Origin of the sequence: Candidatus Seongchinamella marina, assembly GCF_026262685.1 — a bacterium.
GTDB classification, from domain to species: domain Bacteria; phylum Pseudomonadota; class Gammaproteobacteria; order Pseudomonadales; family Halieaceae; genus Halioglobus; species Halioglobus marinus.
On sequence record NZ_SHNP01000001.1, the window covers coordinates 643,003 to 667,725 of the forward strand.

The window sequence follows — 24,723 nt, forward strand, 5'->3', positions numbered from 1 at the left end:
TTACTGGTCCTCCGCGTTCATCGCTGCAAGCGCCATGCCCTGAATGGGATTGCGAATGGCAGATACAACGACTTTTTCGCCGGGTGCCAGGCCTTTGGCAATCACCGCTCGTTCGGGGGTGGAGTGCACTACGTTAACGTTGCGTATTTCAAGTCGGCCTTCGCCGTTTATTACGTAGACAAGGTTCCCTGCTCGCAATGCATTGCCTGGTATGCTCATGGCTGCCTTCAGGCTTCGGCCCTGTATTTTGGCGTCTACAAAAAGGCCCACCGCCAAGGGCATGCCACTAGCAGATGCAGCGTTGCCATAGGGGTCGGCAACCTCAGCCATGGCATACAACATACGCGTATCGGAGTCGACAGACGCGTCAAGCCTAACTAGCTTGCCCTGCCATTGGTGCAGTTCGCCTGCCACCTGGGCGCTGAAAGATACCGGCAGGCCACCACCCTCGGACGCGATATAGCCGATGGGTAAGCCTAGAGACGCTAACTGCCTGTTGTTCAATGGTAGCCTGACCTCGACCAGTTCTGTGCCAAATACCTTGCCTAAAATAGCTCCGGGCGTAATAAACTGACCGATGTGAACCCGGGTCTCTGCGACACGACCTGCAAAAGGAAGGGTGATGCTGGTGCGTTTTAGGTCGAGTCTGGCTTGCTGTAATCCTGCCTGGGCAGCTTCTCGCATGGCTCGAGCCTGAGCAACCTGTGGCTTTTTTAGCGCCAAGTCAGATGCGGTCTTATCGTTTCGTAACTGCTTGCGTGCCACATCCTGATCGGCAAGGGCTTGTTGAACCGATAATTCAGCATCGGCCATTCGTGCTTGTGCCTGGCTTAGTGCCAGCCGGTAATCGGTGTCTTCAATTTGTAACAAGGAGATTTCGGGTTCTATCCGGCCGCCCTCTACAAACTCAGGAGAGACACTGATAACTCTTCCTCCTACCTGAGAGACCAGATCAATCTCCGTGCGGGAGCGAACCTCGCCCTGGGTAATAACTTCCAGCGACGCGTCTTTCTGGCCGACGGTTGCGGTGTAGACAGAGGTTGGCCTTGGACCCTTTTCGTTTTTCTCCGGTTCGGGGCGAGAAACCTGGAGCACAGCGTAGGCTCCCACCGATACAGCTATTACAGCTATAGGTGCGATGATTTTTACCAGATTCTTGGTCATGAGCGTATTTCTTCCTTGGCGACGTATCCCATGCATAAGAGACGCTTATGTGAACGTAAGCATCAATGTGATGACGCAATAATAACAATATTCCCACCACAGGCGTATTTTCTGAGACAGATTGAAAGGTTTCTGCGATGAACTGTGAGGCTGATGACGGATCGGTTAAGGGCGCAGCTGACTATTGCGTAATTCCCTCAAACACCGGCTCACCCCGTGTTTCACAAGCGGTATTCAACTACGCCCGTCAACACAGCTGTACCCAGTTGGCTAAGGTGTCAGCGCTTGTTGCCTCGCTCCGCCTGCTCCAACCAGAATAGGGTGTCAATATAACTGACAAAACGGCTGAGATAATGGGGTGAGAGTTCGCGCATGGTCTCCAATGAACGGGTGGCCAGTCGCTGGGGATTTAGTGGTCCACACGCTTCTGGGACTTCGGCGAGTGCCTGAGTGACGACTCGCTCGGCATTTAGTTCTACCATGGCAGAATGGAAACGCCTCGCGGCCTTGAGTTCTTCGCTACGCCCGGGTAGCGCTTGCTGGCCAGGCTCTGCCTGTTGAGCAATATTGGTTGCCAGATCCAGTTCCTGCTGACGCATGGCGGCTTCAAGTGGAGCAGCCCGGGGATCGTCCTCAGCTAGCCGCAACCCCTCTAGAAATTGATTAAGTTCTCGCAGTTGCGTATTGCGGTGAGGTCTATGAGGTTCTTTTGGCGCGATGTTGGAATACTGGGCGCGATAGCTGCACATTGCACTGCTGGCTTTGTTTTCCAAAATGCTGCCGAGCTTACCGCCGCGTTGTTGTGCTTTTGCCAACAGGCTCTCGATGTAGCGCAGTCGGGCAGGGTTTCCACTCCCTGTTGAAGTCTGTAAGGCAGCGAGCTCTGCTTGCAGGTCAATCAAGTGAAACTGTTTCTGCTGAGGCGCGAGGCACGGGTGCCATTTCCACTCGGCGATTTCGCGAGCGACTCTCGCTGTTGGTATTGGCTACCACGGGCTGTTCGGCGCCAAAGGCTGCGGCGAACACCAGTGAGGGGGGCATGCCCTCCTCGATAAGTGCTCGAGTCACAGTGAGCGCGCGCTGGGCAGAGAGTTCCCAATTGTCATTGAAATGCAGGTTGCCGTCCTGAATGGGCAGGTCATCGGTAAAGCCGCTAACCATCAGTAAATCGTTTTGCTCTAACAGGTAGAGCTTCAGTGGTGGGATGAGGCTGCTGAGGAGTTCACGCCCTTCAGCTTGCAGTTGATCGGAATTCAGTGCAAACAGCACACTGCCGCTAATGCCGATGCGGCCGTCGCGCAAGGTGATTCTGCCACTGGCCAGTGGCGCCGCAAGTGCTTCTTCAAGTACCATTCGCCGATCTTGCTCTGCTTCCCTGCGAGTCACTTCTTGCTGCAGGGATTGCGACAGTTCAACCTGATAGCCCAGCACCCAGACCAGGATGAGCACGAATACGCCGACCAGAGCCGACATCAGGTCGCCAAAAATGGCCCATACGGGAGTGTCGTCGTTCAGCTCTTGCTGCAGCTCTTCCACTAGCTGGCCTCGGCTGCAAACAGGTCACCGGTTTGCCCCAGGCGCCTCAACTCTTCGATGATCTCGCGCTGTGAAAGCATGCTCTGGTCAATGATTTCGCGAGCCTGAGCCACGTAGTAGCTCATCTGTTCGTCGGAACGCTCAGTCGATTTTTCCATTGATTCCTCGATGCGACCCAGGTTGTCTATCAAGTGGCTGTTTGAATCGCTGAACAACTGCACGGCCAGGCTAAAAGAGTCTCCGAGGCTGGCAATGTCGGCCGCGCTGCCGGCGGCATTGGCGGTAATTTCCGACAGCTTGTCAGTCTCAGAATGCAGCTGTTCGCTGAATTGTTCACTGACCTTGGTCAGTATTTCGCCAGATGAGCTGACGAGTTGTTCTATGGCTGTTTTCTGCTCGGTAGAAGACGCTTGCAGGGAATTGGACAGTTTGGATAGGTCCTGCAGGATGTGCTGTCGTTCCTCCAGCAGTTGGTTGTCCCGCGCCATATTATTGCTGACTTCCTCACGCAATTTACCAATCACTTCTGCAGCGGCCCTGGGGGTTTCGGACGCTGTGGCAATTAGTGCCGACATCGGGGCCTGCAGTTCACGGCCCAGCCCGGCCAGCTGCTCCGCAGCGCTGCTCTCAAGCGTTGCCAGTTGTGTGGCTGCTGTTGTTTCCAGCGCGCTGAGCTGCTCTGCCGCGGTGCCTTCAAGTTTGGAGAGACTTTCGCCAAGTGATCCGTTCAGCTGCCCCAGGGTTTCTGCAACCGATGTTTGCAGTTCATTCAAACCCTGGTTTGCTGATGCCTGCAGCGTGGCAAAGCTGTCACTGGTGCTGCTATGAAGAGATCCCAACTGCTCAGCAGTACGAATTTGTATGTCGGCCAAACGCTTGTCTACTGCTGTATCGCGTTTCGCTTCCTCTTCGCGCAACGCGCCCAATTCCTGTTGTAAGGATGAGGTGAGTGTTTCCAGATCGTGGCGCAGGGCGGTGGTCATCGCCTGCATGCGTTCACCCTGTTGTTCCAGCCAGTCTGCTTCATTGGCGGCGCGAGTCTTCAATAAATGTTCAGTGACATCCAGTAATTTCTGTTGAGTGTCAGTTGTTTGTGCAGTGAGCTGCCCCATGGCTTGCTCCACAGCGGGAGCGATGCTCTCCCCGGCCAGCTTTCCACTGGCGCTCAGGGTTTCCTTCAGTGAGCTCTCTACGGAACTGGCCAGACCCTTATAGTGCTGCTCTGTGGACTGGTGAAACTGTTGTTGGTTATCCAGCAACTGCTGACTCAGCTGCTGACCCATTCGTTGCAGTTCACCGGCCATGGCACCGAGCTGGCTGGCGACTTCTGGCAAAGCGGCGGCTTGTGCCTGCATTGCGACGTAAGTCTGCTGACGATTGAAATGTAATGAGTATTGACGCAGTGGTCCGCTGATGCAACGGTCCAGCTCTCGAGTGGCGAGCATGCGCTCACGTCGGCTCAGTGTCGAATTCAGTCCCAGCATGGCGGACGCGGCGATGCCTGCTACGGAGGTTCCAAAGGCGAGACTCAGACCCTCAATAGGGGCTGCCAGACCTGCGCGGATAGCCTCCAGCTCTGTGGTGCCCTGCAAAGCTGTAACCGCCCCCTGCAGAGTATCTACCATGCCGACAAAAGTACCCAGTAAACCTAGCATGACCAGCAGGCCGACAAGGTAAGGTGCGAAAACGGGGGAGGGGAGTCCTATTTTTTCGCCTTCGATACGCTGCCCTACTGCATTTTGCAAAGAGGGGTGTAATGTTGCGAGCCAGGTTTGCAGGGAAAATGCATCGCTGGCGCTCACTTTTTCAAGCGCCGTTGCCAGGGTAGAGGTGGCATTGCGAAACTGTACCAATTCAAACAGTCCCAAAGCGTACACGAAGCCAATCACCACGGTGACCAGCAGCGCCAGCGGGTTAGCGCCGACAAAGCCCTCGCCCATCCATAACACGGCAAGGGCACCTAGCAGGGCGGCAGCTGCAAACAACAATTTAGTCTTCATCTTTGATCTCTTCGTTAAGTGCTTCTATCAGGCCCAGCGAGGGCAGCAGGCGAGCTTCGATTTCGGCCAGTAATAATCCCTGAGACTCCCTGCGGTAGCGCTCGCGGGTTTCAATCCAGGACTCCTCCCGTTCAGCACCGCTCTGCACTGTTTCCTCGAACTCGGTGTAAAGATGTTCCAGGCGCCGCATTAGCAGGTTTGGTACTGCCGACAGGTAACGTCTGGCGTGAGTCGCCAAAGCGTCGTTTAGTGCTGCGTCAATAGCACAGATACGAGCCAGATTGGGAGAGAGCGACGCTATTGCCTGTCGGGTACGCAGGTGCAGGCCACGAATTTTGGTGTCTACATCCGCTTGTTGCAGCTGGTAAAACTTCAGGTAGGCCGCGGTAGCACTGTTAGGCCCCTGCGGAGGGGTTTCTGCCCGTGGCCACTTGATGCGGGTGGGGCCTGATCCCAAGACAAAACTGCGCATTGCTGCCCGTACGATAGTGCTGCGCGCCCTCAGGAATTCACTCGTTATCCCCTCCCGAAATGACTCGGCGTCTTCATCAATGGCGTTCAGCGAGCGAGCGTGAGCCGCCGACAGGTTGATAGAGTCGGAAAAGTCGATTAATTGTCCCAGGCGTTCGGTGAACTGCCGGTGAGACACCTGTGTGTCACTGACGGACAAATCGGTTAAAAACCGCACAAGTCGTGAGCTGCCCAGGGAAACCTGGGGGAGGGCTTGGGTCATGAACTACTTATTGATGATATTAGTGTTGGCGATGGTCGGTGCCAAGAAGCGCTATTATCCCTGTTGCGACGCAGGTTTCAAGAACTACCGTGCATCAATGTGTCGTGTAATTGAAGGCAAAAAAAAACGGGAGCCGAAGCTCCCGTTTTTAAGTGTCGAAATGCGATTAGAAATCGTAAATCAAACGGGTATAGACGAACTGACCGTTAAAGCCACCGGGAGACCACTGGCTGTACTGGTTGCCCACGCCTGCGGCCGCATTGCGGTTTTCGTCGGGGGTTTCGTCGGTCAGGTTGTTTGCGCCAACAATCAGCGAAACGCCCATATCGAAGGTGTAACCTACTTCAGCATCGAACAAGCCGTAACCACTGTATGTTTCTACATCTTCAGAGTCATACCAGTCGTCAAAGTAGCTGTAACGGGCCATAAAGCGCCAGTTGTCCATAGTGTGAGATGCACTCAGGTTCCAGCGAGTCTCGGGTAGGGCATCTTCCAACTCCGTAATACGAGTGTCATCAATGATGCTTGGATCAGCTTTGGTGACCTCAGTATTGGTTCGGTTGTACGCCAGATTGAAATCGGTAACACCGATTCTGGAGTCCATGCTGTAAGTTGCGACCACATCGATACCGTCGGTCTCTGTCTCAATACCATTGGTAAAGAAGCGGAAAGTTGACAGGCTGTTCGCGCCAGCAACCCCAGCTTCAATCAATGCATCAATTTCAGACTGAGTCAGCTCGAAGTTCTGTGACACACCCAAGCGATCGGTCAATTCAATATTGAAGTAATCAACCGTCACACTGAAGTCGCCGAACTGGAAAATACCACCAAAGGTGTAGTTGGTAGATTCTTCAGGATCCAGAGCCTTACCGCCGCGGAGTCCTGCCACAGCAGTATTCGATGGAATCGTGCCGTTGTTCTCCAGGTCGCCTGTTGCCAGGTTGAATTCAGTCGAAACGTTATACGCATTGGACTGACCGGGAGTCGGAGCACGGAAACCAGTGCTGTAGGTGCCGCGGAGTCCCAACCAATCAGTCGCCTGGAAGTGCGTGGCGATTTTGAAGTTGGTGGTAGTACCGAAATCGTCAAAGTCTTCCCAACGCATCGCTCCTGCCAGCAACCAGTTATCGGTCACATCTGCTTCCACGTCGATATAGGCCGCGATATTGGAGCGGCTCCAATCGCCTTGGGCCAAAGGTCCAAAGCCTGGGAAACCGTTAGAGGCCGCTGAGAAGCCCTGATCAGCCAGAGGGCCGACTGTGTAGGAAGCCTCATCACCGATACCGATTTCAAACTCCTCGTCACGCCATTCAAAGCCACCCGCGATATTCAGGTCAGATGCCAGACCTACGTCAACAGGGTAAGACAAGTCGATGTTCAAGTTCTTCTCAAACTGAGAGTACATACCAGGATCAAAGGAATTGGGAGACGCTGAACCCAAAGACGCGTTCACCGTGTTATTGATGAAGAAGTCTGCTTCGTTATAACCGACACCACCGCTGACGTCCCATACCAGGCCGCCGTCTAACGTGCCGCGAGCACCGGCAACAAAAGAGTAATCTTCTGTTTCAGCACCAAAGCTGGGAGTAAAGCCACCGGGGTAGTCTTCGTTAAAGACGTAGCAATTAGGATCGGCTACGACAGCTGCCAGGCCGGCTTCATCGCCGACTGCAAGATTGGTGTTGCAATTGCCTGACAGGTCGCCAGTCTCATCACCGACGAGACGGGTCTCGCCGCCGTCTGGGCTGAATACGCCGCCGCGGGTATTGGGGTTACGGAAGTAGAAACCACCCTCAACTTCTTTGGATGCGTAGTTACCGAAGGCGTAGAACTCAGAGGAATCTGAGAGGTCCAGGCCGAGGTTGAAGAATGTTTTCAGGTCTTCGCGGACTTCAGGGTTACCCCAGATCTGAGCAGGATTGGCTACATCGGCGTTGCCGCCTGCAATCAGGCCAGCAGCGTCGTTGCGCTGAATGCTGCGATTAGTGGGGTCTGACTCACCATATTCTGCGCTCAAGTTAACAAAGCCATGGTCGGTGAAAGGCAGGCCGATGTTACCGGCGACAGAGTAAAGGCTTTCACCTTCCTCTGAGTATTCTCCGTATTTGGCTTCAATGGCTCCACCCTCGTCATAGTCTTTGAGGATGAAGTTAACAACGCCGGCGATGGCATCAGAGCCATACTGAGCGGCAGCGCCATCACGCAGTACTTCCACTTGCTTTACAGCAATCGAAGGAATGACAGAGATGTCAGGGCCTTGAGCGCCATCGTTTACGCCATTACCCAGCCAGGATATGACCGATGCGCGGTGGCGACGCTTGTTGTTGACCAGGACCAGCGTGTGGTCTGATGCCAGGCCACGCATGTTTGCGGGACGGATTACCGTTGCCGCGTCACTGATTGGCTGGCTGTTAACGTTGTACGAAGGAACCGAATTGCGCAGCAGTTCGGTCATATCGCTGGCGCCCTGGTTGCGGAACTCGTCGCCACCAATCACGTCAATGGGTGCAGCAGAATCAAATACCGATCGGGGTTGAGCCCGTGAACCGGTGACAACAACTTCTTCGAGTTGGTCTGCCCCGTCCTGTGCGTGTGTGAGCTGGCTATAGCCGGCTGTGAAGGCGACCTGTGCGGAAACCGCCAGGGCCAGTAGTTTTGGGCTGAATTTTCTATTCATAGCACCTTTTCCAATTAAGATTTTAAAAGTTGTTTCTCCAGATGTGACACTGCGGTAAAGGACTAAGCTTGAGACAAGCCTACAAAATCCGCAGGCTCTATAAACTAAGCCTCCTGAGGCAATTATAAAAAGCCTAATAGTGGTAATATTGCCATATTAATTATTGAGGTGTTTGCGCGGGAGAGTATGGCGATAGCAAAAATTATCTTATCTACATCTACTTGCGCGATAGTTCTACTTATATTGGGGCTTTATCTGTCATGGGGCTCTCTTAAACCATTGATCTACGAGCAGATTACCAGTGATATGTTTGTCAGTGTCGATAGCGACGTCTTTGACCCAGGCCCTGCGCTGGGTTCTGACTTTCCAGGGGTTATAGCGACCTATAAAGGCAGGGAGCTGCGGCTAATTGCCGAGTTTGCCGGATCTAACGGTACTGTTTTTGTGGCCACTCGCTCTGCCCAATGGTGCCCCTATTGTATGAAGCAGATGATCCAGTTGCAGGAGTATAAGGCCGTCTATGACAAAGCTGGCATTGCCATTGTCGCAATGACCTATGACGACCCCGAGTTGCAGCAGGCTTTTGTCGATCAGTGGGGTATCAGCTACCCCATTATTCATGATGTCGATACGCTCAGTTTCAAAACTCTGGGTATTCTCAATCGATCGTATAACCCGGGTGATGAGGCCTATGGCATACCCCATCCCGGTACCATCATTGTTAACCCCGACGGCAAGGTCGTAGGCAAGCTATTCCTCGAAGCTTACAGCGTGCGTGTGGATGCACTGTCGACATTGATTTTTGCTAAACAAGCGCTGGGTTTAAGCGCAGAGTAATCCTGTCGGCTTGTTGTCCCGCACCGCGGCTCAGCGGCGCCAATGGTGGGCAGCACTTCAGGCAACATCAAAGACAACTTTTATTGCCCCTGCTGCCCTGTCCGCGGCGGTTGCGAAAGCCTCTGTCACGCCATCGAGGGGAAAGCGGTGGGTTACCAATGCATCTGCAATGCTCGGATGACGATGCAGAATAGCACCCGCCTCCTCAAAATTTCGCTGAGGGCTCTTACAGTTATACCCCAGAGATGGAATGAGCTCCGCTTCCTTGGCAGTGAACTGGGGTTGCAGGTCAACAGCTTCCCAGGATACGCCCAGTAGGCCAACGCGCCCCAAAGGTTTAACCATTTGTGCAGATTGCAGGAGTGACTCAGAGCTCCCCACTGCATCTATAACCACATCGTAGTGCCCGTTGGGGTTTAATCCAGCTCCCAGTTGGTCTGCGGCAATCCTCTGGTGATCATGCCGTGCCGCAATATCATAAGCGATACCGCGGTGACGTAACGCCGCGCCGGTCGCCAGACCAATAGGTCCCGCGCCAATAACGAGTATGCGGTCGCCCTCTCGCACCCGTGCGCGATCCAGTCCATGCACCGCCACCGCCAGTGGTTCTACCAGGCTCGCGATGTGAATATCCAGTCCAGTGGGCAGTTCCACGAGATTAGCAGCGGGAACGGTGGCGTATTCAGCCATGCCGCCATCGCCCAATACCCCCATCACGTAAATGCCTGCATCGCAATGCACCCTGTTTCCTTCATCACAGCTGGCACAGTGGCCGCAGCCCGTGATCGGTTCGATCGCAACAGCGCGGCCGTCACCGGTAACCCCGGAAAATTCGTGACCAATAACATGATCACCAAATGCACCGGACGCCATCATGAGTAGGTCTGATCCGCAGATGGAGGATGAAACAACCTTAACCCTAACGCCATCGCCACCGGGTTCTGGAACGTTCACCAATTCAGGTTTCCTATCGACCGCTTTAATTGCTTTCATAGGGTTAACTCAATGTGCTGAGAAATTGTTGAGTGCGCTCAAAAACGGCGTTTGCACGGTCCTGAAGGTCTGGAAATTGCTCATTTAAAGCCCGAGAACGAATTTCCAGACTGATTGGCATATCCGGACCTATGGCTTGAAGCGTGTCTTTCAGCGGTAGTTCACCGTCTCCAGGGAGCTGCCTTAAGTACAATGCGTCTTCCAGAATCCCCTCGGTGCTGCCATCTTTGAGTGTCTTGCTTGCATCACAGAGCTGCAGATAAGGTAGTAGCTTCGCTCGGGGTCGAACTCGAGAAGCAACGCTTTGCTGCGCGAGCTTTGCGACATCACCAACATCGGATCCTGTGCGTTGTAAGTGCAGTGAGTCGATCAGGATGCCACCGGCAGGATGGGCGACATCAGTAATGACCTCGAGGGCCTTGTCCAAAGTGTCGATCTCGGTAATGGCCAGAAACTCCAGCACAATGCGAATGTCGCTACCCTCAGTTAATGTGCACAGGCGTTTGAAGCGTTTTTTCGTGTCGCTGATGTTGGGTTCTGAAGAAACGCACAGAATATTTTTAGCATTGATGGTCTTCGCGATCTCTATAAAACGATCCTGGCTGTCTGCAGGTTCACCCGGCTGCAACCATGCAACCTCAATATCGAGCACAGTAATCCCGGTTTCGGCGATTGCTTTAATGACGTTGTGAGTGCGTTCGTTGGTCCAGGTGGCTAAATCACACCAGATGCCGACCGCATTAAAGCCGGCTTGGGCCGCTGCCACGACGACGTCTTCGGGTGGGAATTCCTGAACAACGCCGGCGGCCAGGGATATCAGGCGCTGGTCTTGTGGCAAGGCGTCCATTATTTGACCCCTGTTATTGTGTGGTGGTTTTACTGCAGAACATTTGCCAGAAGGTCTCCCCAACCTCTACTGCGAAGGGAAGGTCGACTCAGGCCTATTTTCCGGACATTCTCGCGACAACGGGCGCGAAAGCCTCGACCATGTTATTGCTGCCATCATCCATGACAGCGACATAGGAAATACCATACTGCTCTCGACGGCGAACCAATTCATCGCAGATGAAGTCCACGCTTCCGATCAGGCAATGTGGGTGTTGCATTATGTCGTCTGCACTCATGCCCAGTGCTTCGCCAATAGCACCAGCGGTTGCTTCAGGCTGATCGGTTAAGATAGTAGTGTAAGCACCAATTTCAATTTCTATGTCGGTAAAGCGATCTCCCGCTCCATCTTTAATCCATTTGATCTTCCGGGCAGTGGCCTCAGCCATGCCAGAACCCATGCCTTCCGCGCCTATGGTGCCGCTGCGGTTGTTAAAATTCAGGCTGACGATATCGGCGTGCTGTCCGGCATAAGTCAGGATCTTTTTACTGCCGCCACCAATCATTATCGGTGGGTGCGGTCGCTGTGCGGGAGAAGGAGTGCCATGAAAACCAGACCACCTCAAGCTTTCGCCATCGATTTCCATTGGTTCACCGGACATAAATGCCTTATAGGCTTCAACAGTTTCTGTAAAACGGCTAAAGCGTTCAGGAAACTCATCAAAGGCAAGGTCAACCGCCTTATATTCATTTTTGATCCAGCCTGCACCCAAACCAAACTCATAGCGCCCTTCGGATAGATAATCCAAAGTAGCGGCTTCTTTAATCAGAGTGATCGGGTGGCGATAGTCGTTGCAAAACACGCGACAGCCCACTCTCAAAGTGCTGGTTTGTTCCAGCGCCATGGCAATAGCAGGCGTTGCTCCCAGCATTTGAGGTGGGTGGCCAGTGCTGTCCAGCGCTGGCCCGGTACTCAGGAAATGATCGGCTAAAAAGAAGCTGGAGTAGCCGAGGTCTTCGGTTTTGGCGATCAGGTTGCGCCAGCTTTGCGGTGAGTCGGTGTTGAAGCTCTGCAGCGAAAATCGAAAGGGTTTGTGACTCATAGCCATTCCTTTTGAAACGTTGGATTATCGGTATTATTTTACGCCAGGGGATAGGCATCGCGATGCTTAGCCCCCCTAGTAGTCTAACCCACAACGCAGCTCATTGATAAAATCGCTATTGCTCTGTCTCCCGATAGGATTCAACGGCGGGGCAGGCGCAAAACAGATTACGATCGCCATGAACATTGTCAACTCGATTCACCGGTGCCCAGTATTTATAACGGCGTAGCGACGCCACTGGGTAGGCAGCCAACTCACGGGAGTAGCTGTGGTCCCACTCTGTTGCGACGACGTCCTCCAGAGTGTGAGGGGCATTAATCAGAGGATTGTCCGCTGCGTCTAACTGGCCTGCTTGGACCGCTTCAATCTCTTGCTTAATGGAGATCAGCGCGTCGCAAAAACGATCCAGCTCAAACATTGATTCTGACTCCGTGGGCTCTACCATTAATGTCCCCGCCACTGGAAAGCTCATGGTGGGCGCGTGGAAACCATAGTCAATCAGGCGCTTGGCAATATCCTCTTCGCTAATCCCTGACGCTTCCTTGAGTTGGCGTATGTCTATGATGCATTCGTGAGCCACATTGCCGGAGCGCCCGGTGTAAAGAATGGGGTAGTGGTCCCTCAGGCGATGGGCAATGTAGTTGGCGCTTAGAATCGCAACTTTGGTTGCCTGCACCAGGCCGTCGCCGCCCATCAGTGCAATATAACTCCAGGAAATAGGCAGTATGGAGGCGCTGCCAAAAGGGGCTGCCGAAACCACATCATTACTGCTGTTTAATCCAGCCACCGGCGCCACGGGGTTGCTCGGCAGGAAGGGTTGCAAGTGGGCACCAACCCCTATTGGGCCCATTCCCGGGCCACCGCCTCCATGGGGAATGCAGAATGTCTTGTGTAGATTTAGGTGGGAAACATCGGCACCGAACTTACCAGGTGCTGCTATACCGACCAGGGCATTCAGGTTGGCTCCGTCCACGTAGACCTGCCCCCCGTGCTGGTGGATTACCTCGCAAAGTTCGATGATCGATTCCTCGAATACGCCGTGCGTAGATGGATAAGTCACCATTATGCAGGCCAGATCTTCAGTGTGACGCTCAGCTTTCAACTTGAGATAGTCCATGTCGATGTTGCCCTGCTCATCGCATTCAACGATAACGACCTGCATGCCAGCCAGTGCTGCCGAGGCTGGGTTGGTGCCGTGTGCCGACGAAGGTATCAGGCACACTTTGCGCTGATGGTCTTCGCGACTCTGGTGGTAGCGCATAATGGCGAGGAGACCGGCGTACTCACCCTGGGCGCCGGAGTTTGGTTGCATTGAAATCGCATCGTAACCCGTCGCCTCCAACAACATATGATCCAGCTCTGCGATCATGGCCTGGTAGCCCTTGGTTTGTTCTGCGGGGGCGAAGGGATGCAGGCCAGCGAACTCAGGCCAGGTGATGGCAAGCATTTCGGTGGTAGCGTTAAGCTTCATGGTGCAGCTGCCCAGCGGAATCATGGCGCGGTTGAGTGCGATGTCCTTGTCTTCCAGGTAGCGCATGTAGCGCAGCATTTCTGTTTCTGAGTGATAGTCGTTGAATAGTGGATGCTGTAGATAGCTCACTTCACGGAGCAGTTCATCAGGTACGCCGGGATGACCCTCAATCTTCATGTCCAAGGCGGCAACACTGGGAACTTCTTCCTGGCCACTAAAAATCCGCCACAGGTTTTCAACGTCAGCTGCGGAGGTGGTTTCGTCCAGTGAAACGCCCAGGCGGCCATCTTCCAAAACGCGAAGGTTTACCCCGGCGGCAAGTGCGCGCGCGTTAATATTCTGCTGTTCGCTGCCGACATCGAAGGTGACCGTGTCGAAGAACTGACGGTTTTCGATGCTGAAATTCAGGCCTTTCATCCCCTCAGCAAATATTGCAGTAAGTCTGTGGATGCGCTCGGCGATGCCTCGAAGTCCCTGCGGGCCATGATACATCGCGTAGAAGGCGGCCATGATGGCGAGCAAAGCCTGTGCAGTGCATATATTGCTGGTGGCCTTTTCCCTGCGGATATGTTGTTCGCGAGTTTGCATGGCCATACGCAAGGCCTGGTTGCCCCTGCGGTCTATCGAAACACCGATGATGCGCCCTGGTGTGGATCGCTTGTAGCTTTCGCGGGTTGCAAAATAAGCTGCATGCGGGCCACCGAAACCCATGGGCACGCCGAAGCGTTGAGTATTACCTACAACCACATCGGCGCCTAGCTCGCCCGGTGATTTGACTAATAACAGCGCCATAATGTCGGCGGCGACGGTGACCAGTGTCTTGGCGGCGTGAGCTTTTTCGATAAGCGGGGCAGTATTGATCAGGTTCCCATGCGTCCCGGGGTATTGCAGCAGCATACCGAAGGCTTCAGTGCCGTCCAGGAGTGTTTCCGGGTTGCCGACCAGCACTTCTATGTCCAACAACTGGGCGCGGGTCTTAACCACAGCGATGGTCTGGGGATGGCAGTCCTGGGCGACAATAAACACATTGCTGCGATTCTTCTTGTTCACCCTTTGCAGCAAAGTCATTGCTTCCGCCGCCGCGGTGCTTTCATCGAGCATGGACGCGTTAGCCAGTTCCATGCCGGTGAGGTCCATCACCATTTGCTGGAAGCTCAGCAGTGCTTCCAGCCGTCCCTGTGAGATCTCCGGCTGATAGGGGGTATATGCCGTATACCAACCCGGATTTTCCAGTACATTGCGCTGAATGACCGGGGGGGTGAGAGTGTCATGGTAGCCAGTGCCAATGAAGGACTTGTTGACGATGTTCTGTTGCGCCAGGGATTTAAGCCTTTCAATAACCGCTTTTTCTGTCATCGCACCGGCCAGGTCCATGGGCTCCTGGCGACGGATGGCGGCTGGAACAGTGTCATCGATTAGCGCTTCGAGAGTGTCATAGCCCAGCACCTGCGCCATTTCCTGCTGTTGTTCGACGGTGGGTCCGATATGACGTTGGATGAAGTCCGAGTGGTTTTCCAGATCAGACAGGGACGGGCGACTCATAGGGGCTCCGGCAGAGAAAAATACGGGTTTCAGGGGTGTTTCAGGAGACCGGGATACTACCAGCCGGGCCTTCTGTCGGCAATCACAGGAGTTGATAAATGATCGGTGCAAAAGGTGGTACAACAGAGGTTTGAGCATCTGCTGCTGACTGATTTGTGACTGGACTTCCGGTCTTGCCATTATTGTGAGGTGCACCTTTGATTGGCACCAGAGCTGCTGCTCCGTGCCCGCGGTTTGGGAGCGAGTGAAGGGTCGGGCGTGGCCAGCGCGCAAGATGAGTGACTCAGTGAGTCTTTTCAATTAGCGCTGCAGAGAACGCCTGTAATCTCTCATTCCCTGCCAGACCAGTGCGGCGGCCAGCGGGCAGACGATGACTGGCAGTAGTGCCAGCGCATATTTCAGCGCCATGTCATCTGCGAATACAAAATCGGTGATCAACGCCACTGCACTTGGCCCGAAAGCCAGGCCGAAGAGGTTGGTAGAGAACAGCATCAGCGCCGAGATCTGGGCACGCATTTGTGGCGGGGTGATCAGTTGCACTCCAGCGATGCCCACCCCAAAGTAGGCATTAAGAAAAAATATGATGGGCGCCGCGGCAAACAGTGCCTGCGTGGGGGAGGGTGACAGCGGGCCAAGCGTCGCCGGAACAAGCCAAAGCAGAGCACAGGCCAATATGACGCGCATAGGGGCATCAGAGAATCCGCGTTCGGCCAATGGCTTTACGCTCCAGCCGCCAGCGAGTGTGCCGAGGCTACCGGCGACAATAAACAGCATGCCAAACTGCCCACCAATAACCGCCCTGTCGGCATTGAAAGTGCGCATCATGAACTCCGGAAACCAGGCCATGGTGCCATAGCCGAGGATCGCGAGCATGGACATGGAACCGATAAGGCCCAGATAAGCTCGCCAGTGATCTTTTAATTGCTGCGCTACGTCACCCAGTGAGGGATTCGCGTTATCAGCGGCAGCGCTCAGGGCATCCGCCGTCGGCCGGTCTGGTTCGTTCATTAGTGACAATAAGCCGGCGACCAAAAGTCCAGGTAAGCCAACGGCAATGAAAGTGATTTGCCATGCATGAACCTGTCCAATCAGGGGCAGGGTTGCGCCGCCAGCCGCTGCAAAATGCTGGTAGACCGCGCCACCAACAATGTATGCCAGCCCGCCCCCCAGGGTGATGCCTAGCGTGTAGATTGCCATCGCTCGGGGCAGTTTTTCAGAGGAGAATAAGTCGGCCAGAAGTGAATAAGCTGGCGGTGACAAAGCCGCCTCACCCACGCCCACCCCAACTCTGGCAAAGAACAACCCGGCGAAACTTTTGGTCATACCACACAGACAAGTCATGATGCTCCAAAGCAGTATTCCTGCAGTGATGATCCACTTGCGACTGCGCTGGTCCGCCAGGCGTGCAATAGGTAACCCGAGGGCGATATAGAACATTGAGAAGGCAAAGCCGTGCAGCAGGCTGTACTGGAAGTCGCTGATGTCGAACTGAGCGCGAATGGGACCGATCAGTACAGCCATGACGTTTCGATCGACAAAGGAGAGGATATAAGCCAGCAGTAATACGAACAGCGTATAGTTGGCCTGGTGCGGTTGGCTATTGATACTCAATGCCCACTACATAATAAACCTGCTCCCCAGAAGGGCTCTGCACGACTACCTCGTCGTCTAGTCCTTTGCCCAGCATAGATCGAGCCATGGGCGAGTCCATGCTGAGCTTGCCGGTTTTGAGCTCAAATTCGTCAGGTCCAACGATGCGCCAGCGATGCTCCTGTCCATCTTCCGTTTCGAGTGTCACCCAAGCGCCAAAGCGAATCTTGCTGGTATCGTCAGGTGAGCGCTCTACAACCTCCAACTCGTCCAGTCGCTTGTTCAGAAAGCGTACCCGCGAATCGATCTCGCGCAATCGGCGTTTGCCATAAATGTAGTCGCCATTTTCAGAGCGATCGCCATTTTTGGCGGCCTCATGCACCGTATGAGTTACCTGCGGGCGCTCCAACTTCCATAGCTGGTACAGTTCATCGCGAAGGGCCTTTTCCCCTTCCGGTGTGATGTATTTAGAGCCGCGTCGGCGCGGCGGTTTATATCTTCCCATGATGATAGTTTACCGAATTACGGCACTAATTCGATCCCTATAGACGTCACCTCTGATATTGGCGTCAACTGCAATATCTCCGGGGTAATCATTGTGGCAGCCGCCACCACAGGCGATAATCTTGGGCATGGTTAATTTTACCTGCCCCCCGGGGCAGTAACGAGCAACTGGGAAGCTATGAGCAAGTTAGCGGCGACATTATTTCTCACCACTATTGCACAGGGTGCATTGGCCGAATGCCCTGTCCTCGAAGGGCATTTGATTCAGGGCGGATTGATCTGGGGAAATGTCCCGCCGGGGAGCACGGTGAATCTGGATGGCTCTTCCCTCGATGTGTTAGACGACGGCACTTTTTTTGCCGGGTTTGGCCGCAATGCTGCATCCACGGTTGAGTTGGTTATCAACGGGCCTGCCCAGTGTAGCCAGACCCTCACGGTAAAATCCCGTGAATACCTTATCTCGCGGGTCGAGGGCGTTCCTCAGCAGACGGTAACGCCATCTGAGGAGCACCTGGCTAGAATTAATCGCGAAAGAGCCATCGTCGGGGCCGCCAAGAGTCAGCGACTGCAGCGGCCAGACCTGCTAAATAATGCCCTGGCCGGATTTGAGTGGCCTACTACAGGGCGCATCTCGGGCGTTTACGGCAGCCAGCGGATTTACAATGGTACCCCCAAGAATCCTCACTATGGAGTAGACGTCGCGGTTCCGACCGGCACCCCTGTTTACGCCCCCACGGCCGGCGTAATTACTCTGGCCGAGCCCGATTTGTTCTATTCAGGTGGCACGGTCATTCTTGATCATGGCTATGGTTTGTCGTCTTCTTTTCTACACATGAGCAAAGTTCGCGTGGCTGTCGGGCAGGAAATTTACACTGGGGACCTGATCGGCGAGGTCGGAGCGACCGGCAGAGCGACGGGCCCGCATTTAGACTGGCGGATGAGTTGGCGCAGCGAGCGCGTTGACCCACAGTTGCTGGCGCCTCCTATGCCCAGGACGCCGCTGACCACAAGCGACGAATAGACTCTATCTGGCGGCTATGCCAAGGCCCCTAAAAGCCCCTATAATACGGCTCCGTTTTTATCCCGCGAGAAAGCGATGATCGACAAGAAGTTACTCAGCATACTGGTGTGTCCTGTCAGCAAGGCGCCACTGGAATATGATCAGGACAAAGATGAACTGGTTTGTAAGGCTTCCGGGCTAGCATATCCGGTTCGCGATGGCATTCCTGTAATGCTGGAGACGGAAGCGCGCCAGCTGACCGCCGACGAGAAGCTGGGTTAGGCCCATGTCAGATACTATTTTTGGCAAGATTGTCGCTGGCGAAATTCCCGCTGAGTTTATCTACGAGGATGATCATTGCGTTGCCATTAACGATATAGCGCCCCAGGCGCCCGTTCATGTGCTGGTAATCCCGAAAAAAGCTATACCCCGGCTGGCCGATGCTGAGGCGCATGACCAGGACTTGTTGGGACACCTGCTGCTGGCGGCGGGTAACGTTGCCCGGCAATTGGGTGTTGAAGACGCTTTCCGCCTGATTATTAATAACGGTGAGGGCGCTGGCCAGACCGTTTTCCATTTGCACCTGCATATTATCGCCGGCAGGGAATTCGCCGAAGGGCACATGGCGGGCTGAGTCCCGTCTATCCGCATAACAACGAGACCGACTATGAAGACCGTAGAGATACGTGAAGCGTTCCTGGATTATTTTGAGCAGCACGAGCATCAGCGTGTGGCTTCCAGCTCCCTGGTGCCCGGCGATGACCCGACCCTGCTATTCACCAATGCAGGTATGGTCCAGTTCAAGGACACCTTTCTGGGGAATGACCCCCGATCCTATGTCCGTGCCACCTCCAGTCAGCGCTGTGTTCGTGCAGGAGGCAAGCATAATGACCTGGAAAATGTGGGCTATACCGCCCGCCACCACACATTTTTCGAGATGCTGGGGAATTTCAGCTTTGGCGATTACTTCAAGAAAGACGCTATAAAGTTTGCCTGGAACTTTCTCACCGGCACGCTGGGTCTTCCTCCAGAGCGCCTTTGGGTCACCTGCCATGTGTCTGATGACGAGGCAGAGGAGCTGTGGGTTAACGAAATTGGTTTTCCGCGAGAGCGGATTACTCGCCTGGATGAAGATAACTTCTGGCAGATGGGCGACACTGGCCCCTGCGGGCCATGTACCGAAATATTCTATGACCACGGCCCCGACGTGCCTGGCGGTCCCCCTGGTAGTCCCGAGGAGGACATGGATCGCTACATTGAGATCTGGAACCTGGTTTTCATGCAATTCAATCGCGACTCCTCCGGCAAAATGCATCCCCTGCCAGCTCCTTCGGTGGATACCGGTATGGGCCTGGAGCGCATAGCGGCGGTTATGCAGCAAGTGCACAGTAACTACGAGATCGACTTGTTTCAGGCGCTGATCAAGTCGGCGGCATCCATTCTGGACGTGGATGAGCTGGAGCATAACTCCCTGCGGGTCATTGCGGACCATATCCGTTCCTGTGCCTTTTTAATCGCAGATGGTGTGCTGCCAGGCAACGAGGGCAGAGGTTATGTACTGCGGCGTATTATTCGCAGGGCGGTTCGCCACGGTAATAAGCTGGGTGCCACGCAGCCATTTTTCTTTCAGTTGACGGCGACACTGGCAAAGGAGATGGGCGGTGCCTATCCGGAATTGGTTAAGTTGCAGCCACAGATTGAAAAAGCACTTTTGACCGAAGAAGAACAGTTTGCCAAGACGCTGGACAATGGCATGCAGATCCTTGAAGAAGCCCTGGCGGGCCTGCAGGGCGATGAGATTCCCGGCGATGTGGTATTTAAGCTCTACGATACTTTTGGTTTTCCGGTAGACCTGACCAACGATATTGCCAGAGAGCGGGAACTGCGACTGGATATAGCGGGCTACGATGCGGCCATGGCCCAGCAGCGCACGCGCTCACAGGAAGGCGGAAGCTTCAAGCTTGACTATAACGATGTCCTCAAATTGGAAGGCAGCACCGAATTCACTGGCTATGACAGCCTGCGCGGTGAGGGAACGGTTACTGCATTGCTTAAAGACGGCGAGGAAGTGGATTTTCTGGGCACTGACGAAAGCGGTATTGTCGTGCTGTCTAGTACACCCTTCTACGGTGAGTCTGGGGGTCAGGTAGGCGACACCGGCTATATCACCGCCGAAGGGCTTAAGCTTGAAGTGACGAACACCACCAAGGCCTCCGATCAGCATCTTCACCATGTGAATACCCTTACCGGCACCATTCGTCAGGGCGATATTGTTCATTCCGTGGTCGATGATTCACTGCGCCAGCGAACTCGCCTTAATCACTCTGCTACGCACTTACTGCATTCGGCGTTGCGCTCTGTGCTGGGAGATCACGTTCAGCAAAAAGGTTCGCTGGTAGATTCTGAGCGTCTGCGTTTTGACTTCTCTCATTTTGAAGGTGTCACCGGCGAAGAACTCAAGCGAATTGAGAGCATAGTCAACGACCAGGTGCGCGCTAATACTGAAGTGTCTACACGCGTAATGTCCATGGACGAAGCGATAGAGGCGGGTGCGACAGCCCTGTTTGGTGAAAAATATGGTGACGAAGTGCGCGTTCTCTCTATGGGAGAGGCGGGCTTTTCCGTGGAACTGTGCGGTGGTACCCACGTCGCGCGTACCGGCGATATAGGGCTAATGCGAATTACTTCGGAGTCAGGCGTGGCTGCAGGGGTGCGCCGAATCGAAGGTGTTACCGGAGCGGGCGCACTGGGGCAAATTGATTTGACTGAAAGGTATCTGGCTGCGGTTTGCGATGTGGTCAAGGGGACCAGCGTTAACGTGGCCGATAAAGTCGCGGGCCTGCGGCAGGAGAATCGTGAGTTAGAGAAGGAGGTCGCGCGCCTCAAACAGAAGTTGGCCACGGGGGCAGGCACTGACCTGACCGCCGCGGCGGTTGAGGTAGCAGGTATTAAAGTGTTGGCTGTCAACGTTGAGGCGGCTGATGCGAAGTCCCTCAGGGATGTGCTGGATCAGGTGAAGAACAAGTTGGGGTCTGGGGTGATATTGTTGTCTGCGGTCACTGATGACAAAGTGGCGCTGACTGCCGGCGTGACCAAAGACCTGACCGACAAGATCAAGGCAGGGGACCTGATGCGAGAATTTGCCACCCGGCTTGGCGGTAAGGGCGGTGGCAGGCCGGATATGGCGCAGGGCGGTGGTAGTGATGTGGCAGCCTTAACCGAGGTGTTAAAATCGGTGCCTGACTGGGTGCGGTCCCAGGTGTCCTGATTTGCCTTGATGTGTCATAAGACTGCGGAATCCTACCGCGCTTAGCAGTTTAAATGGTGCATAATCTGGTGTTTAATAGCGCCCGTTTTTTTATCCAAGCCTCAAGCAGGCAGTCGCGCGAAAGAGAGTGGTCAATAGCGTACATGAGCCTAATAGTACAAAAATTTGGCGGTACTTCCGTAGGAAGCATCGAGCGCATCGAACAGGTAGCCGATAAGGTTGCAGGGTTCCGTGCGGGCGGCCATTCCATTGTGGTGGTCGTGTCCGCCATGAGTGGTGAGACCAATCGCTTAATTGAGCTTGCCAGTGAGATCCAGGAACATCCCACTCCTCGAGAGATGGATGTGCTGGTCTCTACCGGTGAACAGGTGACCACCGCACTTTTGGCCATGGCGCTTAATAAACGCGGTGTAAAAGCCAAAAGCTATAACGGCAGCCAGGTACGTATTCTTACTGATGACGCACATACCAAAGCCAGGATTAAAGAAATCGACGATGCTCGCTTGCATGCCGATCTCAAAGAGGGTTTTGTGATTGTGGTTGCGGGTTTCCAGGGAGTGGATGAGCACGGCAACATTACTACCCTGGGCCGCGGTGGCTCTGATACTACAGCCGTGGCCTTGGCTGCTGCGCTCAAAGCCAGCGAGTGTCAGATATATACTGACGTTGACGGTGTATATACCACTGATCCACGAGTGGTGGATGGTGCCCGACGTCTAGACAAAATTACCTTTGAGGAGATGCTGGAAATGGCCAGCATGGGCTCCAAGGTATTACAGATTCGCGCTGTCGAGTTTGCAGGCAAGTACAATGTACCCCTGCGGGTATTGCACAGCTTCCAGGAAGGTCCTGGGACCTTGATCACACTTGAGGACGACGCAGAAATGGAAACGCCAACCATAGCTGGAATAGCATTCAATCGGGACGAGGCAAAACTCACTATTCTCGGTGTCCCCGATATGCCTGGCGTTGCCCACCATATACTGGGCCCGATTGGCGAAGCCAATATCGAAGTCGATGTGATTGTGCAGAACGTGGCCGACGATAACACCACTGACTTTACCTTCACCGTCGGCCGGAACGACCTTCCCCGGGCAGAAGAAGTCCTGAAAAAAGTGGCTGAAGAAATCAAAGCCCTGGAAGTAAGGTCAGACAATAAGATCGCCAAAGTTTCCGTGGTTGGTGTGGGCATGCGCTCCCATGCGGGCGTCGCAAGCCAGATGTTTGCGGCGTTGGCTGAGGTTGGTATTAACATCCAGATGATTACGACTTCCGAGATCAAAATATCGGTGATTATTGAAGAAAAGTTCCTCGAGCTGGCGGTCAGGGCTCTGCACTCCTCTTTTGAGCTGGAAGAGGAACCTAACGATGAAAATGCTGACTCAGTGATATAACTTAGCGGTAGCTATCGATTAGCCGAGCGCGATTAGGTAAGATGGCGAGATTCTTAGCGATAACTATATTTAGCCCACTCGAGAAAATCGCATGGACCTGCACCGCAGCGGGAATGCGGACTGCCACTGGAAGCCAAAGCCCAGGGCAGACGAGAAACTGGAGAAAACAATGTTGATACTCACCCGCAGAGTGGGAGAAACACTAATGGTCGGCGACGAGATTACCGTCACCGTACTCGGTGTGAAGGGAAACCAGGTACGCATTGGTGTAAATGCGCCACGAGATGTGGCTGTTCATCGGGAAGAAATTTACAAGCGCATCCAGAGCGGCGATAAACAACCCCGAATGAAGGACGAATAATCATCGATTAGGGCCTTCCTATGGCTTTGATTTTTCACTGATTGTGGTATTATCTCGCGCTTGTGTCTGGCCTCAATTGGCACATCTACAAACGTGTTACAACGTCTCCGGAGAGCTGGCCGAGTGGTCGAAGGCGCGCCCCTGCTAAGGGCGTATAGGCTTATACCCTATCGAGGGTTCGAATCCCTCGCTCTCCGCCATGCAGTCTGCGGATCAGAGACTTTAAACAGAGACTGACCGCAGAACCCCCGCAAAGCCCGCTATTCAGCGGGCTTTTGCATTTCTGGTGTTTGCGTAACAGTGACTGGGAGACGGGCTGTCCGGGCAAGAATTGCCTGTTTTCTCTAACGGCGATTTCACCAGTCACTAGTGGGAGGCTTGACTCAGTCCGAAATGTGAGCGCTGCTCCGCCCACTTCACGGGGAAGTCCTTTTTGAGCCGTTCAAGGGTGAGGGTTTCGGGGACGTCCCCGGCGATAATGCTGTCCCAGGCGAATTGGTAATTCAAGCAGCTACCGGTAGTTGAAATAGTCCGCGACAATGTTCATTCCAGTGGTAGTGGTCGATATCAACATTTCTTTCGTCGCTAGATTCGACCGGAGTAGTCCCATCCCGACTCGAATGACACCGATACTTGTTGTAGTACTGCTTAAACGCTCGTAGTTTGTTTTCGAGATCAGTCGCGGTCCAAAAGAAAGTCCGATCCAGCAGTTCTCTACGAACACTGCCGATAAGTCTTTCTACAAATGGGTGTGATGCTGGGGTATAAGGCACCGATTTAATTCCCTCGATTTCCAGTACTCTGAGATTTGCTTTCCATTGCCGATACTGGAAGAGGGGATCGTTGTCGGTACTAATGCGCCTCGGCCAATCTTGGCCATAAGTCGCCTGGTTGAACATGCGACAGAGTGCTGGACCATCTACGGCCCCAGCGTGCACCGAGAAGCCGATGATCCTTCGGGTACATTGACCCATGACGACCATGATCCAGTGCGAGCGCTATGTTATAGATTCAGCGCGGAACAGATCAATGCTCCATAAGCTGTCTTTGGTATGACCGAAAGTAGTTAGCCATGATGGGCCGCCACTTCCAGGGTACGGTTTGTGATGGGCTGCTAGTACACGTCGGACACTGTCTTTGTCCAAACTCATGCCAAATGCGAGATTGATCTGCTGCGCAATACGCGGGCAACCAAAACGAGGGTTTCTCTGTTTCATTTCTACGATGGCATTGATAACGGTTTGGGAGGGGCCCGCTGGCCCGGGTTTACGACCACCGCGAGGTGAGTACAACTGACAGTATTTGCGCTTTACCAGAGCAGTGTGAAATAGCAGTAGGGTGGATGGTTGAAGAATGATGGCTGCCCGAGTGATGCGTCTGGGTTTGATGAATAAGGACACGAGCCCAAGGAGTGTGCGTTCCTGTGTACTCAGGTTTGGTAATCGTTGGCGGGATCTACTGTGGATAATTAGTTGCTGCTTCAGAAGCAGGTTCTCGGCGATGAGCTCACGATAGCCGCCTGGCCGGATCAGTTTGGCCAGGTGGTGAGCAGATGGAAAAGTAGCAGAAGGACACCATTCATAGTGCCCAACGGTATTCTCTTATTGTCTCTGGCTGCAACTGCTAACTATCAGATAATATTGGAAAATTACTAATTCGCCATGCACACCACCTACGATATCCCGGGGCTTTCGGTCTTACTGACGTTTAGCCAGACGCCCTATC

General features: G+C 54.0%; 21 protein-coding genes and 1 tRNA gene. 8 read left to right on the forward strand and 14 right to left on the reverse strand.

Features of this window, described 5'->3' with window-relative positions; translation table 11 throughout:
- From EYC87_RS02810 to EYC87_RS02835, 6 genes are all read right to left on the reverse strand, one after another.
- Complete coding sequence (locus EYC87_RS02810; RefSeq protein WP_279251521.1) at window positions 1-1,164, reverse strand: efflux RND transporter periplasmic adaptor subunit; 1,164 nt, start codon at window positions 1,162-1,164, stop codon at window positions 1-3.
- A 278-nt stretch (window positions 1,165-1,442) separates the two neighbouring features.
- A complete protein-coding gene (locus EYC87_RS02815; protein WP_007227187.1) occupies window positions 1,443-2,066 on the reverse strand; it encodes a DUF2894 domain-containing protein in 624 nt (207 codons plus the stop codon).
- Window positions 2,059-2,700 carry an OmpA family protein gene (locus EYC87_RS02820; RefSeq protein ID WP_279251522.1) on the reverse strand — a complete coding sequence of 214 codons (642 nt, stop codon included), beginning with the start codon at window positions 2,698-2,700 and terminating at the stop codon, window positions 2,059-2,061. Before EYC87_RS02820 ends, EYC87_RS02815 begins: the two co-directional genes overlap by 8 nt.
- Window positions 2,700-4,700 carry a hypothetical protein gene (locus EYC87_RS02825; RefSeq protein ID WP_279251523.1) on the reverse strand — a complete coding sequence of 667 codons (2,001 nt, stop codon included), beginning with the start codon at window positions 4,698-4,700 and terminating at the stop codon, window positions 2,700-2,702. The genes EYC87_RS02820 and EYC87_RS02825 overlap by 1 nt, the downstream gene beginning before the upstream one ends.
- Complete coding sequence (locus EYC87_RS02830; protein WP_279251524.1) at window positions 4,690-5,433, reverse strand: DUF3348 family protein; 744 nt, start codon at window positions 5,431-5,433, stop codon at window positions 4,690-4,692. Before EYC87_RS02830 ends, EYC87_RS02825 begins: the two co-directional genes overlap by 11 nt.
- Before the next feature lie 166 nt (window positions 5,434-5,599).
- Window positions 5,600-8,110 carry a TonB-dependent receptor plug domain-containing protein gene (locus EYC87_RS02835; RefSeq protein WP_279251525.1) on the reverse strand — a complete coding sequence of 837 codons (2,511 nt, stop codon included), beginning with the start codon at window positions 8,108-8,110 and terminating at the stop codon, window positions 5,600-5,602.
- 279 nt (window positions 8,111-8,389) lie between these two features.
- Here EYC87_RS02835 and EYC87_RS02840 point away from each other — a divergent pair, with 279 nt between their 5' ends.
- The gene (locus tag EYC87_RS02840) at window positions 8,390-8,947 is read left to right on the forward strand and encodes a peroxiredoxin family protein (RefSeq protein WP_279251526.1); all 558 of its coding nucleotides are present in this window, start codon (window positions 8,390-8,392) and stop codon (window positions 8,945-8,947) included.
- Between the two features lie 57 nt (window positions 8,948-9,004).
- Here the strand turns inward: EYC87_RS02840 and EYC87_RS02845 are convergent, their stop codons facing one another.
- The 6 genes from EYC87_RS02845 to greB all read right to left on the reverse strand — a co-directional run bounded on the left by EYC87_RS02845 (window position 9,005) and on the right by greB (window position 16,976).
- Entirely contained in the window at window positions 9,005-9,940 is a 936-nt protein-coding gene (locus EYC87_RS02845) for a zinc-dependent alcohol dehydrogenase (protein WP_279251527.1), read from the reverse strand.
- A gap of 4 nt (window positions 9,941-9,944) precedes the next feature.
- Window positions 9,945-10,787 (reverse strand): sugar phosphate isomerase/epimerase family protein, encoded by an 843-nt coding sequence (locus tag EYC87_RS02850; RefSeq protein ID WP_279251528.1) that lies wholly within the window; start codon window positions 10,785-10,787, stop codon window positions 9,945-9,947.
- 94 nt (window positions 10,788-10,881) lie between these two features.
- On the reverse strand, window positions 10,882-11,868 hold the full coding sequence (locus EYC87_RS02855) for a TIGR03621 family F420-dependent LLM class oxidoreductase (protein ID WP_279251529.1): 987 nt from the start codon (window positions 11,866-11,868) through the stop codon (window positions 10,882-10,884).
- A gap of 115 nt (window positions 11,869-11,983) precedes the next feature.
- Window positions 11,984-14,881 (reverse strand): aminomethyl-transferring glycine dehydrogenase, encoded by a 2,898-nt coding sequence (gene gcvP, locus EYC87_RS02860; protein WP_279251530.1) that lies wholly within the window; start codon window positions 14,879-14,881, stop codon window positions 11,984-11,986.
- A 300-nt stretch (window positions 14,882-15,181) separates the two neighbouring features.
- Window positions 15,182-16,492, reverse strand: coding sequence for a spinster family MFS transporter (locus EYC87_RS02865; RefSeq protein WP_279251531.1), 1,311 nt, complete (start codon window positions 16,490-16,492; stop codon window positions 15,182-15,184).
- A complete protein-coding gene (gene greB / locus EYC87_RS02870) occupies window positions 16,479-16,976 on the reverse strand; it encodes a transcription elongation factor GreB (protein ID WP_279251532.1) in 498 nt (165 codons plus the stop codon). Before greB ends, EYC87_RS02865 begins: the two co-directional genes overlap by 14 nt.
- Window positions 16,977-17,153: 177 nt before the next feature.
- On the opposite strand from greB, the gene EYC87_RS02875 reads away from it, so the two are divergent.
- The 7 genes from EYC87_RS02875 to EYC87_RS02905 all read left to right on the forward strand — a co-directional run bounded on the left by EYC87_RS02875 (window position 17,154) and on the right by EYC87_RS02905 (window position 23,198).
- A complete protein-coding gene (locus EYC87_RS02875) occupies window positions 17,154-17,996 on the forward strand; it encodes a M23 family metallopeptidase (RefSeq protein WP_279251533.1) in 843 nt (280 codons plus the stop codon).
- A gap of 75 nt (window positions 17,997-18,071) precedes the next feature.
- Window positions 18,072-18,257, forward strand: a complete 186-nt coding sequence (locus tag EYC87_RS02880; RefSeq protein ID WP_007227308.1) for a Trm112 family protein — start codon at window positions 18,072-18,074, stop codon at window positions 18,255-18,257.
- Between the two features lie 4 nt (window positions 18,258-18,261).
- Window positions 18,262-18,609: a histidine triad nucleotide-binding protein gene (locus EYC87_RS02885; RefSeq protein ID WP_007227458.1), complete on the forward strand. Its 348-nt coding sequence runs from the start codon at window positions 18,262-18,264 to the stop codon at window positions 18,607-18,609.
- A gap of 33 nt (window positions 18,610-18,642) precedes the next feature.
- Window positions 18,643-21,243 (forward strand): alanine--tRNA ligase, encoded by a 2,601-nt coding sequence (alaS, locus tag EYC87_RS02890; RefSeq protein ID WP_279251534.1) that lies wholly within the window; start codon window positions 18,643-18,645, stop codon window positions 21,241-21,243.
- Window positions 21,244-21,386: 143 nt separating this feature from the next.
- Window positions 21,387-22,637, forward strand: coding sequence for an aspartate kinase (locus EYC87_RS02895; protein WP_279251535.1), 1,251 nt, complete (start codon window positions 21,387-21,389; stop codon window positions 22,635-22,637).
- A gap of 169 nt (window positions 22,638-22,806) precedes the next feature.
- Window positions 22,807-22,998: a carbon storage regulator CsrA gene (csrA, locus tag EYC87_RS02900; RefSeq protein ID WP_279251896.1), complete on the forward strand. Its 192-nt coding sequence runs from the start codon at window positions 22,807-22,809 to the stop codon at window positions 22,996-22,998.
- A gap of 109 nt (window positions 22,999-23,107) precedes the next feature.
- A tRNA-Ser gene (locus tag EYC87_RS02905) sits at window positions 23,108-23,198 on the forward strand.
- Window positions 23,199-23,364: 166 nt separating this feature from the next.
- Here EYC87_RS02905 and EYC87_RS02910 read toward each other — a convergent pair.
- Complete coding sequence (locus tag EYC87_RS02910; RefSeq protein ID WP_279251536.1) at window positions 23,365-23,505, reverse strand: hypothetical protein; 141 nt, start codon at window positions 23,503-23,505, stop codon at window positions 23,365-23,367.
- Window positions 23,502-23,981: an integrase core domain-containing protein gene (locus EYC87_RS19435; RefSeq protein ID WP_423243959.1), complete on the reverse strand. Its 480-nt coding sequence runs from the start codon at window positions 23,979-23,981 to the stop codon at window positions 23,502-23,504. Before EYC87_RS19435 ends, EYC87_RS02910 begins: the two co-directional genes overlap by 4 nt.
- Window positions 23,982-24,723: the final 742 nt, after the last annotated feature.

Excerpts from the sequence above, each read along its gene's own strand:
- EYC87_RS02810 (WP_279251521.1), bottom strand. The coding sequence starts at position 1,164 with ATGACCAAGAATCTGGTAAAAATCATCGCACCTATAGCTGTAATAGCT.
- EYC87_RS02825 (WP_279251523.1), bottom strand. The coding sequence starts at position 4,700 with ATGAAGACTAAATTGTTGTTTGCAGCTGCCGCCCTGCTAGGTGCCCTT.
- EYC87_RS02830 (WP_279251524.1), bottom strand. The coding sequence starts at position 5,433 with ATGACCCAAGCCCTCCCCCAGGTTTCCCTGGGCAGCTCACGACTTGTG.
- EYC87_RS02835 (WP_279251525.1), bottom strand. The coding sequence starts at position 8,110 with ATGAATAGAAAATTCAGCCCAAAACTACTGGCCCTGGCGGTTTCCGCA.
- EYC87_RS02845 (WP_279251527.1), bottom strand. The coding sequence starts at position 9,940 with ATGAAAGCAATTAAAGCGGTCGATAGGAAACCTGAATTGGTGAACGTT.
- EYC87_RS02850 (WP_279251528.1), bottom strand. The coding sequence starts at position 10,787 with ATGGACGCCTTGCCACAAGACCAGCGCCTGATATCCCTGGCCGCCGGC.
- EYC87_RS02855 (WP_279251529.1), bottom strand. The coding sequence starts at position 11,868 with ATGAGTCACAAACCCTTTCGATTTTCGCTGCAGAGCTTCAACACCGAC.
- gcvP (WP_279251530.1), bottom strand. The coding sequence starts at position 14,881 with ATGAGTCGCCCGTCCCTGTCTGATCTGGAAAACCACTCGGACTTCATC.
- greB (WP_279251532.1), bottom strand. The coding sequence starts at position 16,976 with ATGGGAAGATATAAACCGCCGCGCCGACGCGGCTCTAAATACATCACA.
- EYC87_RS02875 (WP_279251533.1), top strand. The coding sequence starts at position 17,154 with ATGAGCAAGTTAGCGGCGACATTATTTCTCACCACTATTGCACAGGGT.
- EYC87_RS02880 (WP_007227308.1), top strand. The coding sequence starts at position 18,072 with ATGATCGACAAGAAGTTACTCAGCATACTGGTGTGTCCTGTCAGCAAG.
- EYC87_RS02885 (WP_007227458.1), top strand. The coding sequence starts at position 18,262 with ATGTCAGATACTATTTTTGGCAAGATTGTCGCTGGCGAAATTCCCGCT.
- alaS (WP_279251534.1), top strand. The coding sequence starts at position 18,643 with ATGAAGACCGTAGAGATACGTGAAGCGTTCCTGGATTATTTTGAGCAG.
- EYC87_RS02895 (WP_279251535.1), top strand. The coding sequence starts at position 21,387 with ATGAGCCTAATAGTACAAAAATTTGGCGGTACTTCCGTAGGAAGCATC.
- csrA (WP_279251896.1), top strand. The coding sequence starts at position 22,807 with ATGTTGATACTCACCCGCAGAGTGGGAGAAACACTAATGGTCGGCGAC.
- EYC87_RS19435 (WP_423243959.1), bottom strand. The coding sequence starts at position 23,981 with ATGGTCGTCATGGGTCAATGTACCCGAAGGATCATCGGCTTCTCGGTG.